At 70.1% G+C, this 18,572-nt stretch carries 15 protein-coding genes and 2 pseudogenes; 7 read left to right on the top strand and 10 right to left on the bottom strand.

Annotated features, from left to right (window positions below; genetic code table 11):
- The first annotated feature begins 14 nt into the window (after positions 1-14).
- The 5 genes from RMT89_RS20640 to RMT89_RS20660 all read left to right on the top strand — a co-directional run bounded on the left by RMT89_RS20640 (position 15) and on the right by RMT89_RS20660 (position 5,100).
- Complete coding sequence (locus tag RMT89_RS20640) at positions 15-764, top strand: hypothetical protein (RefSeq protein WP_315885214.1); 750 nt, start codon at positions 15-17, stop codon at positions 762-764.
- Between the two features lie 163 nt (positions 765-927).
- Positions 928-1,767: a TIM barrel protein gene (locus tag RMT89_RS20645; RefSeq protein WP_315885215.1), complete on the top strand. Its 840-nt coding sequence runs from the start codon at positions 928-930 to the stop codon at positions 1,765-1,767.
- Positions 1,768-1,793: 26 nt separating this feature from the next.
- Complete coding sequence (locus RMT89_RS20650; RefSeq protein ID WP_315885216.1) at positions 1,794-2,687, top strand: 2-hydroxy-3-oxopropionate reductase; 894 nt, start codon at positions 1,794-1,796, stop codon at positions 2,685-2,687.
- 191 nt (positions 2,688-2,878) lie between these two features.
- Positions 2,879-4,336 carry a catalase gene (locus tag RMT89_RS20655; RefSeq protein WP_315885217.1) on the top strand — a complete coding sequence of 486 codons (1,458 nt, stop codon included), beginning with the start codon at positions 2,879-2,881 and terminating at the stop codon, positions 4,334-4,336.
- Positions 4,337-4,854: 518 nt separating this feature from the next.
- The gene (locus tag RMT89_RS20660) at positions 4,855-5,100 is read left to right on the top strand and encodes a hypothetical protein (protein WP_315885218.1); all 246 of its coding nucleotides are present in this window, start codon (positions 4,855-4,857) and stop codon (positions 5,098-5,100) included.
- A gap of 305 nt (positions 5,101-5,405) precedes the next feature.
- Here RMT89_RS20660 and gcl read toward each other — a convergent pair whose 3' ends face one another.
- On the bottom strand, positions 5,406-7,190 hold the full coding sequence (gene gcl, locus RMT89_RS20665; protein WP_315885219.1) for a glyoxylate carboligase: 1,785 nt from the start codon (positions 7,188-7,190) through the stop codon (positions 5,406-5,408).
- Positions 7,191-7,348: 158 nt separating this feature from the next.
- Here gcl and RMT89_RS20670 point away from each other — a divergent pair, with 158 nt between their 5' ends.
- A complete protein-coding gene (locus RMT89_RS20670; protein ID WP_315885220.1) occupies positions 7,349-8,047 on the top strand; it encodes a hypothetical protein in 699 nt (232 codons plus the stop codon).
- A 58-nt stretch (positions 8,048-8,105) separates the two neighbouring features.
- On the opposite strand, the gene RMT89_RS20675 is transcribed toward RMT89_RS20670, so the two are convergent.
- The 5 genes and pseudogenes from RMT89_RS20675 to RMT89_RS20695 all read right to left on the bottom strand — a co-directional run.
- Complete coding sequence (locus RMT89_RS20675; RefSeq protein WP_315885221.1) at positions 8,106-9,200, bottom strand: lytic polysaccharide monooxygenase; 1,095 nt, start codon at positions 9,198-9,200, stop codon at positions 8,106-8,108.
- Between the two features lie 103 nt (positions 9,201-9,303).
- Positions 9,304-11,961 carry a glycoside hydrolase family 3 N-terminal domain-containing protein gene (locus RMT89_RS20680; RefSeq protein ID WP_315885222.1) on the bottom strand — a complete coding sequence of 886 codons (2,658 nt, stop codon included), beginning with the start codon at positions 11,959-11,961 and terminating at the stop codon, positions 9,304-9,306.
- A 115-nt stretch (positions 11,962-12,076) separates the two neighbouring features.
- Complete coding sequence (locus RMT89_RS20685; protein ID WP_315885223.1) at positions 12,077-13,207, bottom strand: GH12 family glycosyl hydrolase domain-containing protein; 1,131 nt, start codon at positions 13,205-13,207, stop codon at positions 12,077-12,079.
- A gap of 265 nt (positions 13,208-13,472) precedes the next feature.
- Positions 13,473-14,495: a LacI family DNA-binding transcriptional regulator gene (locus RMT89_RS20690; protein WP_315885224.1), complete on the bottom strand. Its 1,023-nt coding sequence runs from the start codon at positions 14,493-14,495 to the stop codon at positions 13,473-13,475.
- Between the two features lie 65 nt (positions 14,496-14,560).
- Positions 14,561-15,469: pseudogene (locus RMT89_RS20695) on the bottom strand (AMP-binding protein); the annotation flags it as partial.
- Between RMT89_RS20695 and RMT89_RS20700 the strand changes: the two are divergent.
- Positions 15,456-15,926 (top strand): annotated as a pseudogene (locus RMT89_RS20700) (ribonucleoside-triphosphate reductase, adenosylcobalamin-dependent); the annotation flags it as partial. The pseudogenes RMT89_RS20695 and RMT89_RS20700 overlap by 14 nt on opposite strands.
- 616 nt (positions 15,927-16,542) lie before the next feature.
- Here RMT89_RS20700 and RMT89_RS20705 read toward each other — a convergent pair.
- The 4 genes from RMT89_RS20705 to RMT89_RS20720 all read right to left on the bottom strand — a co-directional run bounded on the left by RMT89_RS20705 (position 16,543) and on the right by RMT89_RS20720 (position 18,565).
- Positions 16,543-17,709, bottom strand: a complete 1,167-nt coding sequence (locus tag RMT89_RS20705; RefSeq protein ID WP_315885225.1) for a methyltransferase domain-containing protein — start codon at positions 17,707-17,709, stop codon at positions 16,543-16,545.
- Between the two features lie 11 nt (positions 17,710-17,720).
- Entirely contained in the window at positions 17,721-17,855 is a 135-nt protein-coding gene (locus tag RMT89_RS20710; protein ID WP_315885226.1) for a hypothetical protein, read from the bottom strand.
- A 240-nt stretch (positions 17,856-18,095) separates the two neighbouring features.
- Positions 18,096-18,335 carry a hypothetical protein gene (locus RMT89_RS20715; protein WP_315885227.1) on the bottom strand — a complete coding sequence of 80 codons (240 nt, stop codon included), beginning with the start codon at positions 18,333-18,335 and terminating at the stop codon, positions 18,096-18,098.
- On the bottom strand, positions 18,332-18,565 hold the full coding sequence (locus RMT89_RS20720; protein WP_315885228.1) for a hypothetical protein: 234 nt from the start codon (positions 18,563-18,565) through the stop codon (positions 18,332-18,334). Before RMT89_RS20720 ends, RMT89_RS20715 begins: the two co-directional genes overlap by 4 nt.
- Positions 18,566-18,572 lie beyond the last annotated feature (7 nt).

The raw sequence follows: 18,572 nt of genomic DNA on the forward strand, positions 1-18,572 counted from the left end.
TGAGGAGCAATACCGTGGCGAAGACCACCACCCGGGCCCTCGGCTCCGGTTCCCCGGCCCGGCGCACGATGACGGCGGCGGCCCGCGCCGCGGCCAAGCGCGCGGAACGCACGGAGCGGGACCCGGCGGCCGCCGTGGCCGAGACGAGGCCGCTCGCCGGACGCACCGTGGTCATCGAGCCCCCGGAGGGCTGGGACGATCCGCCGGAGCCGGCGCCGGAGGACTTCGAGGAGGACTCCCCGGCGGCGGCCGTACGGGGCTCCCGCAGGGGGCTGCTCACCGCGGTCCTGTGCGTGCTGGTGGTGGCGGGACTGGTCGCCGTCGCCGTGCTCGGCATGGACTACCGGGACGGTGTGCGGGCCGAGCGGGCACGCGCGCAGGCCCTCGCGGCCGCGCGGAAGGCGGCGCCCGTGGTGCTCTCGTACGACCACCGGCGCCTCGACCGGGACTTCGCCGCGGCGCGCGCCCACCTCACCGGGACGTTCCGCGACGAGTACGGCAGGACCACGCGGGCCGTGGTCGGGCCGACGGCGAGGAAGTACGAGGGGGTGGTGAAGGCGACGGTCGCGGAGCCGGCCGGAGGCGGCACGCCTGCCGCCTCGGTCGTGTCGGCCTCGGCGGACAAGGCCGTGGTCCTGCTCTTCGTCAACCAGGTGACCCGGAGCAGCCGGGTCACCGGCGCCCGGGTGGACCTGAACCGGGTGCGGATGACGATGACCCGCACGTCCGAGGGCTGGAAGGTGAGCGCCGTCGACGCCCTCTGAGCCGCCCCTCCCCCGAGCGCCCCCGCGTCCCCCGCGCGGGGGCGCTTTTTTGTCGGTCGGTCTTGACAGCCGCCGCAGCCCACAGGCAATCTTCCATTAAGCAGAAACGAACTTCCGTAATACGGAATCTCGATCGATCGAACGGAAGGGAGCGCCGGCCCCGATGCCAGGTTTTGGATTGAGCACAGCCGCAGAGCAGCGCTTCAACGTCAACCTGTCGATCCTCTTCACGGAACTCCCGCTCCTGGAGCGCCCCGCGGCAGCCGCCGCGGCCGGCTTCACCGCGGTCGAGCTGTGGTGGCCCTGGATCGACTCCCCGACCCCCGAGCAGTCCGAGCTCGACGCCCTGAAGAAGGCGATCGAGGACGCGGGCGTCCAGCTCACGGGCCTGAACTTCTACGCGGGACAGCTTCCGGGCCCGGACCGCGGCGCCCTGTCGGTGCCGGGCGAGGAGTCGGAGCGGTTCCGCGCCAACATCGACGTGGCCGCCGACTTCGCGCGGTCCCTCGGCTGCAAGGCGCTCAACGCGCTCTACGGCAACCGCGTCGAGGGCGTGGACCCGGCCGAGCAGGACGCGCTGGCGCTGGAGAACCTCGTCCTCGCGGCCCGGGCCGCCGACCGGATCGGCGCGATCCTGCTGATCGAGGCGCTGAACCGGCCCGAGTCGCCGCGGTACCCGCTGGTGTCGGCGCCGGCCGCGGTCGGCATCGTCGACAAGGTCAACGACGCGACGGGCCTGGGCAACGCGAAGTTCCTCATGGACCTCTACCACCTGTCGATGAACGGCGAGGACCTGCCGGCGGTGATCGAGCGGTACGCCGCGAAGACCGGCCATGTGCAGATCGCCGACAACCCCGGCCGCGGCGCCCCGGGCACGGGCTCGCTGCCCCTCGAAGACCTCCTCGACCAGCTGAAGAAGGCGGGTTACGACGGCTGGGTCGGCCTTGAGTACAAGCCGGGCGACCGCCCGAGCGCCGAGGCATTCGACTGGCTGTCCCGCTGACCCCCCTGACCGAAAGGCACCCCACCATGAGCAACACCCTCCCCAAGATCGCCTGGATCGGCCTCGGCATCATGGGCTCCCCCATGTCCGAGAACCTGATCAAGGCCGGTTACGAAGTCACCGGGTTCACGCTGGAGCAGGACAAGCTGGAGCGGCTGGCGAAGGCCGGGGGCACCGCCGCCGCCTCCATCGCCGAGGCCGTGAAGGACGCCGACATCGTCATCACGATGGTGCCCGCCTCCCCGCAGGTCGAGGCCATCGCCTACGGCCCGGACGGCATCCTGGAGAACGCGAAGTCCGGCGCCCTGCTGGTCGACATGTCCTCCATCACCCCGCAGACCTCCGTCGACCTGGCGAAGGCCGCCAAGGACAAGGGCATCCGCGTCCTGGACGCCCCGGTGTCCGGCGGTGAGGCCGGTGCCATCGAGGCCGTACTGTCGATCATGGTCGGTGGCGAGCAGGCCGACTTCGACGAGGCCAAGCCGGCGCTGGAGGCCCTCGGCAAGACCATCGTGCTGTGCGGTCCGCACGGCTCGGGCCAGACCGTGAAGGCCGCCAACCAGCTGATCGTCGCCGTGAACATCCAGGCGTGCGCCGAGGCCGTGGTCTTCCTGGAGAAGTCGGGAGTGGACCTGAAGGCCGCGCTGGACGTCCTCAACGGCGGCCTGGCCGGCTCCACCGTGCTGACGCGCAAGAAGGACAACTTCCTCCAGCGCGACTTCAAGCCGGGCTTCCGTATCGATCTGCACCACAAGGACATGGGCATCGTCACCGACGCCGCCCGCAATGTCGGCGCGGCCCTGCCCGTCGGTGCCGTGGTCGCCCAGCTCGTCGCGTCCCTGCGTGCGCAGGGCGACGGCGGCCTGGACCACTCGGCGCTGCTGCGCGCGGTCGAGCGCCTCTCCGGCGCGCAGGTCTGACGCCCCCCGAGACCTCCGGGCGGCGCCGCCGCTGACACCTGTCCTGTCGCGCCCAAGCGGCGGCGCCGCCCGGAATCCACTGCAACAAGACGTTGAGTATCTTCAACAAACTGTTGACGCCCAGTTCGCCCCCTCTTAGGCTCCACAAAGCGGAAACAGTTTTCCGCTGACACCCGCACGGAAGGTCCACGATGTCGAAGCGCGTGCTCACCACCGAGTCCGGCGCCCCGGTCGCCGACAACCAGAACTCCGCCTCCGCCGGCGTCGGCGGTCCGCTCCTCCTCCAGGACCAGCACCTCCTGGAGAAGCTCGCCCGGTTCAACCGTGAGCGCATCCCGGAGCGCGTGGTGCACGCCCGTGGCAGCGGCGCGTACGGCTACTTCGAGGTGACCGACGACGTCACCGGCTTCACCCACGCCGACTTCCTGAACACCGTCGGCAAGCGCACCGAGGTCTTCCTGCGCTTCTCGACCGTGGCCGACAGCCTCGGCGGCGCGGACGCGGTCCGTGACCCCCGGGGCTTCGCGGTCAAGTTCTATACGGAAGAGGGCAATTACGACCTCGTCGGGAACAACACCCCGGTGTTCTTCATCAAGGACCCGATCAAGTTCCCGGACTTCATCCACTCGCAGAAGCGCGACCCGTTCACCGGCAAGCAGGAGCCGGACAACGTCTGGGACTTCTGGGCGCACGCCCCCGAGGCCACCCACCAGGTGACCTGGTTGATGGGCGACCGCGGCATCCCGGCGTCGTACCGCCATATGAACGGCTACGGCTCGCACACCTACCAGTGGACGAACGCCGAGGGCGAGGCCTTCTTCGTCAAGTACCACTTCAAGACCAACCAGGGCATCCGCTGCCTGTCCTCCGAGCAGGCCGCGGAGCAGGCGGGCAAGGATCCCAACTCGCACCAGACGGATCTGCTCCAGGCCATCGAGCGGGGCGTCAACCCGTCCTGGACCCTCTACGTCCAGGTGATGCCGGCGGCCGAGGCGGCCGACTACCGCTTCAACCCGTTTGACCTGACCAAGGTGTGGCCGCACAAGGACTACCCGCTGCAGCGTGTGGGCCGCCTGGTCCTGGACCGCAACCCCGACAACGTCTTCGCCGAGGTCGAGCAGGCCGCGTTCTCCCCGAACAACTTCGTTCCGGGCATCGGCCCCTCCCCCGACAAGATGCTCCAGGGCCGTCTGTTCGCCTACGCGGACGCGCACCGCTACCGCCTGGGCGTCAACCACACCCAGCTCGCGGTGAACGCCCCGAAGGCGACGACCGCGCAGAACTACGGCCGCGACGGCCTCATGGCGTCCAACTCGCAGGGCCGGTACGCCAAGAACTACGAGCCGAACTCCTACGACGGCCCGGCCGAGACCGGCCGCCCGCTGTCCGCCCCACTGGCGGTGACCGGGTACACCGGCACCCACGAGGCGCCGCAGCACACCAAGGACGACGACTTCTTCCAGGCCGGCGAGCTGTACCGGCTGATGTCCGCCGAGGAGAAGTCCCGGCTGATCGCGAACATCGCCGGCGGTCTGTCCCAGGTCTCCCGCGACGACGTGATCGAGAAGAACCTGGCCCACTTCCACGCCGCCGACCCCGAGTACGGCAAGCGCGTGGAGGAGGCGGTCCGCGCCCTGCGCGAGGACTGAGAAGGCTCCCTGGCCGCGTCCGCCTTGCTGAGAGACCCGGATGAGGGGTGGTCGATCAGCGTCGGGCGCGGGCCGGGGTGAGGACCGCGGCGGTGTGCGAGCCAGTGCGGTGGTGAAGGACCCGAGCCCCCTTCTCGACCTGAGGGAAGGGCGCTTCAGGCTCCGTCGCGACCGCCGCGGTCCCGGTAGAGGCCCCGCGAAGCGCCGGATACGGACGGTCCCGTATCCGGCGCTTCGCGGCGTTCCCGGGGTGCGGAACCGCCCTGAGGGCCTGTCTGACAAATCCCCGCCTGCCCGGCGACGCCTGGCACGCACTCCCCCAGAGGGGGGGACCCCAGCCGCGTTGCCGAACCGCCCACGTCGCTCCGCCACGAGGGCCCTCCGGCGCCTTGCGATCGCACGCTCCCCCACGCTCGAACACGCTCGCGCGGGGGCACCCCCATCGCCGCCGCCCGGCCCGCCCTACGGGCGGATGACGGGGATTTGTCAGACAGGCCCTCACGCAGGAGCCTGAAGACATGGCACAACCGACGCAGCAACCGCACATCGTGGTCCACTCCCCGGCCCTGGACGGCTCCCGGCGGGTCACCGCGGGGGACGAGACGCTGGGCATCGCCTCGCATGTCGACGACGTCGCGGAGTTCCTGCGACTGGCCGACCTGTACGTCACCGATGTCGCGGAGAGCGACCTCATCGAATGGCAGGGCGGCGGCCCCGACGAGTGGCCGGGTCTCTCGGAGCACCACGAGACACACGGGACGTGAACCGCCTACGCCGCCGTCCGTAGTCCGGCTACGCAACCCTCAAATCAACCTCTGAACCCGCGCCCGGGGGCTTCAACTCCCCCCGGGCGCGGGCACATTCTCGGAACACGAGGCCCGCCGGCACGGGGGCAGCGGGCCTCGGCGGGTCGGGGACCGGTCAGGGGTGTCCGGGCGGCCCGGGCAACGGGGGCGGCTTGAGGCCCACCGATACGGGGGTGTGCGGCGGGCCTCAAGCCGGGCACGACGAAGAGGGGCAGCCCACCTCGCGGGTGGGCTGCCCCTGACTGTCCGGCGGATCCGGCGGATCAGACCTTCAGCGTCTTGATCGACGTCGGCGCATGGCCGGGCTCGGTCGCGATCTCCTCGAACTCCACGACATTGCTGATGTCGTTGGTGGTCGACATCGAGATGTTGGTGACGCGCTCCAGGATCGCCTCGACGACGACCGGCACCTGGAACTCGGCGGCGAGCTTCTTGGCCTGCTCGAAGGCGGCGCCGAGCTCGGCCGGGTCGGTGACCCGGATCGCCTTGCAGCCGAGGCCCTCGGCGACCTTGACGTGGTCGACGCCGTAGACGCCCAGCTCGGGCGAGTTGATGTTCTCGAACTCCAGCTTGACCTGGAAGTCGATGTCGAAGGCCCGCTGCGCCTGGCGGATCAGCCCCAGGTAGGAGTTGTTCACCAGGACATGGACGTACGGGATCCTGTGCTGCGCCCCGACCGCCAGCTCCTCGATCATGAACTGGAAGTCGTAGTCGCCGGAGAGCGCGACCACGGACGCCTCCGGGTCGGCCTTCGCCACGCCCAGCGCGGCCGGGATCGTCCAGCCGAGCGGGCCGGCCTGGCCGCAGTTGATCCAGTGCCGCGGCTTGAAGACATGCAGCATCTGGGCGCCGGCGATCTGCGAGAGGCCGATGGTGGAGACGTACCGGGTCTCCGGGCCGAAGGCCTTGTTCATCTCCTCGTAGACGCGCTGCGGCTTGATCGGGATGTCGTCGAAGTGCGTACGGCGCTGGAGGGTCGCCTTCTTCTCCTGCGCGGACGCGGCCCACGCCGAGCGGTCGGGCAGCTTGCCGGCCGCCTTCACCTCCCGTGCCACCTCGACGAAGAGCTCCAGGGCGGCCTTGGCGTCGGAGGCGATGCCGTAGTCCGGGGCGAAGATCTTGCCGATCTGGGTGGGCTCGACGTCGACGTGGACGAACGTCCGCCCGGCCGTGTAGACGTCCAGCTTGCCGGTGTGGCGGTTGGCCCAGCGGTTGCCGATGCCGAGGACGAAGTCGGACTCCAGGAAGGTCGCGTTGCCGTAGCGGTGCGAGGTCTGCAGGCCCACCATGCCGGCGTTCAGCTCGTGGTCGTCGGGCAGGACGCCCCAGCCCATCAGGGTCGGGACGACGGGGGTGCCGGTCAGCTCGGCGAACTCGACGAGCAGTTCGGCCGCGTCGGCGTTGATGACACCGCCGCCCGCGACGATCAGCGGCCGCTCGGAGGCGTTCAGCATCCCGATCGCCTTCTCGATCTGGGCGCGGGACGCGGCCGGCTTGTAGACCGGCAGCGGCTCGTACGTCTCCGGATCGAACTCGATCTCGGTGAGCTGGACGTCGATCGGCAGGTCGATCAGGACCGGCCCGGGACGGCCGGAGCGCATCAAGTGGAAGGCCTGCTGGAACACGCCGGGGACCTGCGCGGCCTCCAGGACGGTCACCGCCATTTTCGTGACCGGCTTGGCGATCGAGGCGATGTCGACGGCCTGGAAGTCCTCTTTGTGGATCACGGCGGTCGGAGCCTGTCCGGTGATGCACAGGATCGGGATCGAGTCACCGATGGCCGAGTACAGCCCGGTGATCATGTCGGTGCCGGCCGGGCCCGAGGTACCGATGCACACGCCGATGTTGCCCGGGTGGGTACGGGTGTAGCCCTCGGCCATGTGCGAGGCACCCTCGACATGCCGGGCGAGGATGTGCTGGATGCCACCGGACGCCTTGAGCGCCGCGTAGAACGGGTTGATCGCCGCGCCCGGCACACCGAACGCGTTGCTGACGCCCTCGCGCTTGAGGATCTCAACTGCCGCTCGGGCAGCGGTCATTCGAGCCATCGAGTACTCCTGCTTCGGCTGTCGGATTCGCATCCCCGTCGCGCCCCGCGGTTAAGCTCTTCCGTATTGCGGAAAGTATTTTCTACTATCTGGAAGCAATGTAAGTGGGGGGACGAAGCCCGTCAAGAGACGGACAAGCGGGGGCCCGCTGCAGCACCATGGGGGACATGCCCCAGAGCGTGGCGGTGTGCTGCCCGGCCTGCAGACGTGAGCACCAGTACGCGGCTCCGTCCTATCCGTGCGTCTGCGGTGCCCCCGTAGCACCGCGGCTGGACCTGCGCGGCACACCGTCGGCCGTCATACATCGCGTCTGGGCCGAGGAATGGGTCACCCTGCGGTGCGCCTCCTGCGGACGCAAGAGCCAGTGGCCGCAGCCGGAGCTCGGGTGCCCGTGCGGAACGGTGGTGCGGATCCCGGTGGCGGGCACGCTCTCCCAACCCGGCGCCGACGGGACCAGCGCGACCCGCTCCCGGCACCGGCCCGCCTTCCAGCCCGTCACGATCCGCACCGCGCGGGACGCGGTCACGGCCGCCGCGCTGTATCTGCGCCGGCTCGGCTACCGGGACATCCGCCGCGCCGACCAGCAGCCGCCGTCCGGCATCGGCCTCGCCGCCCACGGGCTGCTGGCCCAGGTCGACCCGACCGTGCGTCCGGCCTCCGTCCGGGACGTGGAGTGCCTGTGGCTCACCGCCATGACGGAGTCGTCCGGCTGCGCCTACTTCTCCCTCGCCGGGTACGCCCCGCAGGCCCGCACCCGGGCTGACGCCCTCGGCGTCCCCCTGTTCGTGCTGGACCTCACGGGCACCCCGCAGCCGGTCAACGGCCACGCCGACGCGCTCGACTCCCCCGCCGGCTGACACGACGACGCCGGCCCCCAGCGATACGGGAGCCGGCGCTGCCGGGACGCGAGGCCCGTTACGGGGTGACGCAGCCGATCGAGCCGACCGGGAGGTCGTTGCCCGTGGAGGTGGCGGTGAAGCCGAAGGTGACGCTGCCGTCCGGGGCGATGGTCCGGTTGTAGTCCATGTTCCTGACTGTGACCGTGCCGTCGGATCCGGTACTGAGCGCGCCGTTCCACACACTGCTGATCCTGGTGCCGGCGCCCGGCTGCCAGCGCACGGCCCAGCCGTTCTGCGCTGCCGTGTTGTGGTTCATGACCTCGACGGAACCCTGGAAGCCGCCGCTCCAGGAGTTCGTCACCGAGTACACGGCCATACAGCCGGTCTGCGGACCGGTCGGGGTCGGGGTGGGAGTCGGGGTGGGCGTGGGCGTCGGGGTGGGGGTGCCGCCCGAGTCACGGATGCCGGTCACCTCGCCGTTGCCGCCGTCGAAGACGATGTCGGAGCAGGAGAAGAAGTTCTCCTGGCTGTCCGACCGCACCCACTGGATGAACAGCACCGCGTCACCCGAGCGGCCCGAGGGCAGGTTCAGGTCCCAGAAGTAGTGGCCGGACTCGCTCCCCGGCGAGCCCGACTGGGCGGGGTTGGTGACCGTCTGGATGAGCTCCAGGTCGTCCCAGCCCAGCTCGGTGGTGGGCGAGTAACCGGGCTTGGACAGATACACCCGGAAGTCGCCCGGGTGCGCCGCCCAGTTGCTGTACCGCACGCGCATGCTCTTCCCGGAGGTCAGATGCGTCCGGGGCCAGTCGGCACGGGCGGCGTTGTAGCCGGTGAAGTTGTACGGGGAACGGTCACCGGCGCTGCACAGCTTGCCGTCCGGTACATAACCGGCGCCGCGTCCGCCCGCGTTGGAGTCGAGCACGGCGAACCAGTTGTAGAGCGCCGTCGCCCCGCTCTCGGCGAGCGCGGCCTTGCACGCCGGGTTCGTGGGGTCCAGTGCGCCGGTGCTGGTCTTGGCGTCCAGATAGCAGAGATAGGTCCGCGATCCGGGCATCATCGCCACGCCGTGCGCCTGCGCGCTGCCCTGGCCGAGCAAGGCCAGGCCGAGCCCGCTGAGCAGGGTGGCCAGCACCGCCGCCCAGGAGAGAAGCCGGTTTCTGCGTCGAACCATGGTGCCTCCTGTCGTTCGTCGTAGCCGTCCGCTGTGGAGCCCCCGCCCGCCCGGGGAAGGAGTCGCTCCGGGCGGGCGAGGGAGTGTGGGGGAGGTACGCGGATCAGGCGGGCGGCGCGCCCCAGGCCAGTACGGTGCCGAGGTAGCCGGGGATCGCCGGGGCGTCGGTGTACGACGTGGCGGTGGTGCGGCTGTGGTCGTCGGCCTCGTTGAAGGCGGACCAGTCGGACTTGGCCATCCGGAGCTGGATGTCACCGGTGTCCCGTCCGGCGGCGAGCGAGCCGGCCGAGAAGCCGACCTCCAGATAGGCGTCCGCGCCCGCGACCGGCGTGCTCAGCGGGACGGCCCTGAGCTTGACGTTGGAGCAGCCGACGGCGGCGTAGTCGCACCAGGCGCTGACGGTGGGCGAGCCGCCGTCCCGGGTGAAGTAGTAGCGGGCGGTCACCTCGGTCAGAGCGAGGGCGGCGCTGCCGGTGTTGGTGATCCGCAGACCGGGACGGATGGCGTTGTCGGTGGCCGAGGCGTCGTTGTTCTTGTAGGCGATCTTGAGACCGCCCGTCGGGTCGGGGCCGCCGCCTGTCTCGGTGGTGACGCCCAGGGCGGCGGAGGCCGCGGAGACGTTCCCGGCGGCGTCCCGGGCCCGGACGGTGTAGCGGTAGGCCGTCGCGGCGCTCAGCCCGGTGTCCGTGAAGGTGGTCCCGCTGACCGGCTGGGCGGTGACCCTGGCGCCGTCGCGGTACACGTCGTACCCGGTCACACCCACGTTGTCGGTGGCCGCGCTCCAGGCGAGGGAGACGCTGCTCGCGGTCTTCGCCGTGGCCCGCAGTCCGGTCGGCGCGGTCGGGGCCGTGGTGTCACCCGGGTCGGTGCCGCCCGTCGGCACCGCGGGGTAGGCGTTGCGCACCAGCATCGAGACCTGGTTGTGGAACCAGTGCCCGGCCAGCGGTGCGCCGGGCAGTGCCCCGGTCTTGTTGTTCCCGGCGTTGGGCGCGGTGTAGTCCGGGTCGCACATCGGGTCCGCGCGCTTGCCCTCCTGGTTGGGGATGTCCTTGCTGGCCCCGTCGGACTCCCCCGGCGGCTTGACCCAGTCGAGTGGCCGCCCGGAGACCAGGACCACCACGACGGGCACCCCGCTCGCCTTCAGCCGGGCGAGGGTCTGCAGGTCCTCCTGGTCCAGGCCCATGCCCCCGGGCCGGTCGCCGTGCATCTCGGCGTACGGCGTCTCCCCGACGACCGCCACCGCGGCCGTGTAGCTGCCGTCGATGCCGTTGCCGTAGCGGTCGTAGGTGATCCGGGACGGGTCGGTCGCGGCGGCTCGGATGCCCTGGAGGATCGTGGTGCCCTCGGTGACCGGGCCGCTGCGGCCCTGCCAGCCCAGGGTCCAGCCGCCGCTCTGGTTGCCGATGTCGTCGGCGGACTTGCCGGCCACGAACAGCTTGGCGTTCTTCGCCAGCGGCAGGACACCGCCGTCGTTCTTCAGCAGCACCTGTGACTGCCGTACGGCCTGCCGGGCGAGCGCCCGGTGCTCGGCGGAGCCGACGCCCGGTGTCAACGAGCGGTCGGTGAGCGGCCGTTCGAAGAGGCCGAGCTGGAACTTCTTCGTCAGGATGCGGCGGTTGGCGTCGTCGACGCGCGCCTGGGCGATCCGCCCGGCGGTCACCTCACCGCGCAGCAGGGTGAGGAACTTCTTGTAGTCGTGCGGGACCATCACCATGTCGACACCGGCGTTGACGACCGTGGTGATCTCGGCCCCGGTGAAGCCGCTCTGCCCGTCGAGCTGGTCGACCGCGGCCCAGTCGGAGACGACGAAGCCGGTGAAGCCCAGCTCGCCCTTGAGCACATCGGTGACCAGGTACTTGTGGGCGTGCGATTTCACGCCGTTCCAGCTGCTGTACGAGAGCATCACCGAGCCCACGCCCCGCCGTACCGCCTCCTGGAAGGGCGGCAGATGGATCGCGCGCAGCTCGGTCTCCGACAGTTCGGTGTTGCCCTGGTCGACGCCGCCGGTGGTGCCGCCGTCGCCGAGGTAGTGCTTGGCGGTGGCGAGCACCGAGGCCGGGTCGCCGCCCAGGGTCTGGCCCTGCATGCCGGTGACGAACGTGGCCATGGAGGCGGGCAGTTCGGGCTTTTCCCCGAACGACTCGTAGGTGCGGCCCCACCGGTCGTTGCGGGCCACGCACAGACAGGGCGCGAAGGACCAGTCGATGCCGGTGCCGGCCACCTCCTCGGCCACCGCGCGTCCGACGCGCTGCACCAGCGCCGGGTCACGGGTGGCGCCGAGGCCGATGTTGTGCGGGAAGAGCGTGGCACCGCGCACCGCGTTGTGGCCGTGCACCGCGTCGATGCCGTAGATCATCGGGATGCCGAGCGGTGTACCGAGGGCGGTGCGCTGGAGGGAGTCGTAGGTGTCGGCCCAGGTCCGGGCGTTGTTGGGGCTGACCGTCGAGTCGCCGCCGGAGAGCACCGAGCCGATGCGGTAGGCGGCGAGGTCGGACTGCGGGGCGAGCGCGTCCTTCTCGATCTGCGTCATCTGGCCGAGCTTGTCGTCGAGCGTCATCCGGGAGAGCAGGTCGTCGACCCGCTCGGGCACCGGCAAGGAGGGGTCCTGGTACGGGAGGGCCGCGACGGCCGTCGGGACGTCGGCGCGCGGGGCGGACGAGACGGGCGGGGCGGCGGCCAGTCCGGTCAGGGCGAGGGTCGCGGCGCACAGCGCGGCGACGATCGTGGGGCGGCGGGTGGACAGGGTGCGGCTCGGGCTCATGGGCGGTGTGCCTTTCCGGGTGCGGGCCGGAGGGGCGAAGGGGAGGGGGCCCGCCCCGTCGGTGCGGGAAGCGGGGCGGGCCCCGGAGGGAGCCGGTGCCGGGGCACCGGCCGGGTCACGCGCTGGCGCAGGCGGTTCCGTTCAGGCTGAACCCGGGCGGCTGCGCGAACGTGCCGCTGTAGGTGCCCTGGAAGCCGAAGGTCTGGCTGCCGCCGGGGGCGATCTGCGCGTTGTGTGCCACGGGGCTCGCCGTGACCGCGCCCGAGGAGCCGGACAGGGTGGTGTTCCAGGAGTTGGTGACGCGCTGCCCGGAGGGCAGGGTGAAGCCGAGCTTCCAGTTGTCGACGGCACGGGAACCGGCGTTCTTGACGGTGACGTTGGCGGTGAAGCCGCCCTGCCAGACGTTGGTCGCGTAGTTCACCTGGCAGACCGTCGCCGGGTCACCGGGGCCACCCGGGTCACCGCCGCCGGTGTTGACGGTGGAGGAGAAGGAGTTCACCGCGAGCCCGGCGCCGTTCTGCCACGGCTCGAACCCGGCCTGGACGCTCGTCAGATACCAGGTGCTCTGCGCCAGTCCCCGGGCGACGGCCTGGTCGACGAAGTCCATGACATCGAAGCTCCAGCTGCTGATCGCCGAGGGGGCGACGAAGGAGATCACGTCGTTGGAACCGTTGCTGCCGGTCCACACCTCCCAGGTGCGGCCGCCGACGGTGGCGGTGCCCACCGGCGAGCCGATCGGCTGGATCGGGCCCACCCGGTTGAACCAGATCATGATCTCGGTCCGGTTGACGCCGTCGGTGCGGGGCGTCGGGTCCAGCCAGATGTCGTACGAGGCGTTGTACACGGCGCCCGAGACATAGCCGTAGGAGATGCTGCTGGGCGCGCTGGAGATGGTGCTGACCTGCGCGGGGAGGTTGGTGCCCGGCGAGCAGTTCGTGTAGTGGCAGCCGTTGAAGACCGACGGGTACGACTTCGGGGCGCCGTTGGTGGGTACCGAGCCGTCGGCCTGGGTGACCCGGAAGCCGGTGTCGGTGGCGGTGACGCACTGGGGGGCGCTGGTGCCCCAGCGGTTGTTCTGGACGACGTAGCGCCCCTGGATGACGGTCGAGCCGTACTGCTCGCAGATCGTGGTGTCGGCCTGGGCCGGCGGTGTCGCGACGACCAGGGCCGCGACGGCGGCGAGAGCGGAGAGCAGCGCGGCGAACAGGCCGCGGGCGGTGCGGGGACGGTGCGGTAACGGTCGCATGCGGGTGCCTCTCTCGGAGGTGGCTCCGGATACATCGGGGGCCGGATCGGGAGCGCTCCCAACTCCCCACTGATGGGAGCGCTCCCACCCCACCGGTTCGGTCCGGACTGTAGAAGTCCGCCCATGTCCCTGACAACCCTGCGCGCGCGAATGCGTCGAAGCGATTTCGAAGCAGCAGGTCAACGAGGTGGCCCAGCAACGCCCTGGGCGGGCAACGTGATTTGGGAGCGCTCCCGAAAAGCGTCCGACGCGTGCGGAGGCGGGTTCAGGCCGAGTCGCGGACCACCAACCGGGTGCGCAGGATGACATGGCGCCAGGCCACTTCCGGCTGCTCCATCTCCTCCAGCAGCAGCCGCACCATGGTCCGGCCGATCTCCTCCAGCGGCTGACGGACCGTCGTCAGCGAGGGTTCGGTGTGCTGGGCGAGCAGGAAGTCGTCGAAGCCGATCACCGCGACATCCTCGGGCACCCGGCGGCCGGCGGCCCGCAGCACGCCCAGCGCTCCGGCGGCCATGGTGTCCGAGGCGGCGAAGACGGCGTCCATGTCCGGGTGCTTGTCGAGGAGTTCGGCCGTCGCCCGGCGCCCGCTGGCCTCGGTGAAGTCACCCTCGACGACCAGCGAGGGCAGAGGATCGAGGCCCGCGGCGGCCAGTGCTTCCCGGTAGCCGCGCAGCCGGCACTGGGTGACGTACATGTCGAGCGGCCCGGTGACGGTGGCGATCCTCCTGCGCCCACCGCGCAGCAGGTGCTCGACCGCGCCGCGGGCGCCGCCGACGTTGTCCGCGTCCACGTAGGTGACGTGCTCGTCGCCCGAGCGACGCCCGAGCAGCACGGTGGGCAGTCCGGCCTCGGCGAGCATGTCGGGCAGCCGGTCCTCGGCACGCACGGACATCAGCAGGACCCCGTCCACCCGCCCGCCGCGGGCGTACTCGACGAACCGCCGCCGCTCGGCGTCCGTGCGGACCAGGGTGAGCAGCAGCTGCACCGAGGTGTCGGCGAGGGCGTCGCCGACCGACTGGACGATCTCCGAGAAGAACGGCTCCCCGAACAGCCGCCAGTCCCGCTCCGTCATCGCCAGGGCCACGGCGTCCGCGCGCCGCCCGGCCAGGGAACGGGCCGCCAGATTGGGCACATAGCCCAGTTCGGCGATGGCCCGCTCGACGGCACGGCGCGTCGAATCCTTCACGCCCGCCGCGTTGTTGATGACCCGCGAGACGGTGCCGCGCCCGACACCGGCGAGGGCCGCGACCTCCTCCAGCGTCGGCGAGCCAGGGCGCTGCCTGCCCATAACCACCCCCAGGGCACCCGATCTTACGGGCCGCGGCCCGCTGTGATCGAATGTTTCGGCGGCGGTCAGGCCGAGTAGCGCTCCCTCAACTCGATCTTGCGTACCTTTCCGGACACCGTCATCGGGAAGGAGTCGAGGACCCGCACCACGGCCGGGATCTTGTAGTGCGCCAACTGCCCTTCGCAGAAGGCCCGTACGTCCTCCAGCGTCGGCGGGTCGGCCGGGTCGCGCGGGATGACGCAGGCCAGGACCTCCTCGCCGTAGCGCTCGTGCGGGACGCCGATGACCTGGACGTCGGCGATCTTCGGGTGGGCGTAGAGGAACTCCTCGATCTCGCGCGGGTAGATGTTCTCGCCGCCCCGGATGATCATGTCCTTGATACGGCCGACGATCTCGACGTACCCGTCCTCGCGCATCATCGCGAGGTCGCCGGTGTGCATCCAGCGGGCGGGGTCGACGGCCTCGGCGGTCTTCTCCGGCTCGTTCCAGTAGCCGAGCATCACGCTGTAGCCGCGGGTGCACAACTCGCCCGCCGAGCCTCGGGGTTGGGTCACTCCGGTCGCCGGGTCGACGATCTTCACCTCGATGTGCGGCAGGACGCGGCCGACCGTGCCGGTGCGGTGTTCGAGGTCGTCGTCGCGCCGGGTCTGCGTGGAGACGGGCGAGGTCTCCGTCATGCCGTAGCAGATCGACACCTCGGCCATGTGCATCTCGCCGACCACCCGCTTCATCACCTCCACCGGACAGGGCGAGCCCGCCATGATGCCGGTGCGCAGGGAGGAGAGGTCGTACGCCGCGAAGTCGGGATGGTTCAACTCCGCGATGAACATGGTCGGTACGCCGTACAGGGAGGTGCAGCGCTCCTGCTGGACGGCCTCCAGTGTGGCCTTCGGGTCGAAGGAGGGGGCCGGGATGACGATGCAGGCGCCGTGGGACGTGGCGGCCAGGTTCCCCATCACCATGCCGAAGCAGTGGACGACGAACATCTCCGTCGAGATCGACAACTCCTTCATCAACGCGCTCGGCAGCCCGGACACCGCCCTCTTCCTGGAGGCGCAGCACGTCCTCGGCCGCGTCGTAGAAGGGATACTGCACAACGGCGAGCCGGGCCTGTGGAACAGCTCGCTGTCCAACGAGGGCGAGGTCAACCCGGTCATCGCGACCAACTCGTGCGGAGAAATCACACTCCCCCAGACCGGCGCCTGCATGCTCGGCCACGTCAACCTCGACCACTTCGCCCCGAAGGAGAAGGGCGGCCTGCCCGACTTCAAGGGCATGTACCGGGCGCATGAGCTGATGACGCGGTTCCTGATACGGGCCACCTACGGCGACATGACCGACGACCAGCAGCGCGAGGTGATGCACAGCGAGCGGCGCATCGGCGTCGGTCACCTCGGAGTGCAGGGATACCTCGCCAAGATCGGCATCCGCTACTCCAACGCCCCGTACAACGAGCCGTTCCGCGCCCTGCTGCGGAACCTGTCCGACTCGGTCCGCGACGAGGCCCGCGCGTACGCCTTCCAGCTCCGCGTCCCCGAGCCTGTGAAGGTCACCACCGTGGCCCCGACCGGCTCGATCGCGAAGCTCCCCGGAGTCAGCGAGGGCATTCACCCCATCTACGCCCGGTACTTCCTGCGCCGTGTCCGGTTCTCGATGACCGACCCGGCCCAGGCCGCGACCGTGCAGGAGGCGGTGAACGCCGGCCACCTGGTGGAGAAGTGCGCGTACGACCAGAGCGGCAACACGATGGTCGTCGCGTACCCGACCAAGGAGAAGCTGGTCGCCGAGGTCGAGGCCCTGGGCTACGACCCGGACAGCGGAGCCTGGCGGTCTCGTCACTGTCCGAGCCTGAGGTACCGCTTCACAGATTCACAGACCCCCGATGGACCTCGTCGGGGGTCAGAGCCCCCGCACTGGCGGGGGCTTCCTTGTCGGCCATCAGGATACGCACAGCTCTTCCTTGATCACAAACAGCAAGCCCCCTGGTCAACTGACCAGAGGGCTTGCGTACTTGGAGCAGCGGCAGGGCGAACGGGTCCCGGGCCGATCAAACCACGGGGCGCAAGGGTGCGCTCGGAGAGTCCAGCCAGGGAGTGTGCTCTCCGGTCTCCCCGTCGACCGTCAGGCCGAACCTCTCCCACCCCGGCCTGCCCTGGGTGTCCCAGTACTCGTACGCGACGGCCACCTCGTCCCACAGGTCGCGAGGACCGGACTGGTAGACCTCGAACTCCTTCCGGCCGGGCTCGTAGTCGACCGTGGCCCACGACGTGACCGCAGTGTCCCGCAACCACAGCGTGTACGAGCCATCGTCATAAGTCTCAGCCCACGGGAAGATCCCCTGGGTCTGGAGACCGATGGCAAACATCGGCAGCCAATCCCCCAACTCCTCAGGAGAGATGGGTGTCATCGACTGGACACCATCGGCCGGCCACTCCTTGCCGCCCAGGTACTCCCGCGTGTGCTTGCGGAACTGGCGTTGCTGGCGCAGCCGCATGAACGCAGAAGAGCCAATGAACGAACCCACCGCAGAGCCGTCGCGCTGCACGACCAGCCGCACCACGCCTTCGCCGCCGTATGTGGTGGCGTACGGGGCGACGATGATCCCGCCCGTGCGGACCTGGCCGATCACTCGGTGCGGAACCTCGGTCAGGGAGGCCGTGACCAAGACCCGATCATACGGCGCACCCTTGTTGTACCCCTCGGCCCCGTCTCCGACGATCATCGTCGGCTGGTACCCAAGGGCCTTCATCCGCTCGCGCGCTGACGTGGCGTTGTCCTCGTCGACCTCGACGGTGACGACGTTGCCCGGCCCGACCCGCTCAGACAGGAGCGCAGCGTTCCAGCCGGTGCCCGTGCCGATCTCCAGGACTCGACTGCTCTGCCGGACATCGAGCGCGGTGAGCATCGAGAACACCATGGACGGCTGGGAGTTCGAGCACGTCGGCGACTTCCCCTTGCCGGTGCCTGAGTGCTTCCCGTCGTCCCACTGGGTGGTCAGCGACACGTCCGAGTAGACCGCTGTGAACCATGCTTCCGGATCCTCGTTGCGGTCGATTGCCTCGCCCTGCCCTGTGCCCTTGGTCTGGCCGGGCCACATGAGGTCCGGGACGAACAGCTCCCGCGGCACCGCCTTGAACATCGGCAGCCAGTCCGAGGTCAGCGTGCCCTTTTCCGTGAGCCGGGAGGCCAGCCCATCAAGGCCAGCCTCCCTCACGTCGTGCTCGGTCACCCGCCGAAGACCCCGTTCGAGTCGCTGTGGCCCGAGTCGTCACCCTCGCCCTGGCCACCACCACCGTGCTTGTTGCCCGAGTCGCTGTCGTCCTCGCCGCCTGCAACGATCCAGGGTCGCTCGTCACGCATGACGCATCTCCTCAATTGAAGGGGTGGTGCTCTGCACTTGCTGACCCCCCTCGACCGCCGACCGTCAGGCAATCGAGGCGGGGGTTGGGCGGCCCCGCCCAAGCACCACGGGGGTAGCGCTCGGACGGAGCCAGTCTCATGGATTGGCCAACACGTACGCAGCGGCGAAGACGAGCCCGACCGAAGCCGCGATCATGAAGGCCAGAAGGGGGCCGGCGTACCGGCCGAGTAATCGCCACATCAGGGCTGCATCCAGGTACGCCAGGGCCTGGTGATGATCTCCTCGTAGCTGTTGTGGCTCGGGTTCCGTCCCGAGTGGCCCAGCGCCCACGACTGCGGCGGCTCCCATGACCGATCAGGAGCGGACTGCTCGCCACACACAAGGCACTTCATCGCGTGTGTCAGGGGCGGTGCGTCCGGCTTCCTGTCGGGGACAAGGTGCCACTGCTTGTGGGTGATGACGGTGTGCGGCCCGCTCACAGCCCCAACCTCGTCATCCTGTTGCGGGCACTGTTGCGCGCCCGCATCTCCTCCAGCGCCGTGACCGCAACCACGTCGGCGGGATCGACTTCCCACTCCTGCCCGTGAGTAAGCGGTCTCATCACGAAGCGACCCGCGGCCATGTCCGTCAGGACGCCAACCTTGTCCTTGGTCGTGTCCTTGGCCAGGTCACCGATGCCCGGCTGTCTCTGCTCGTCGTGACCGTCCATGACCACG

The organism is Streptomyces sp. P17 (assembly GCF_032436805.1).
GTDB lineage: Bacteria > Actinomycetota > Actinomycetes > Streptomycetales > Streptomycetaceae > Streptomyces.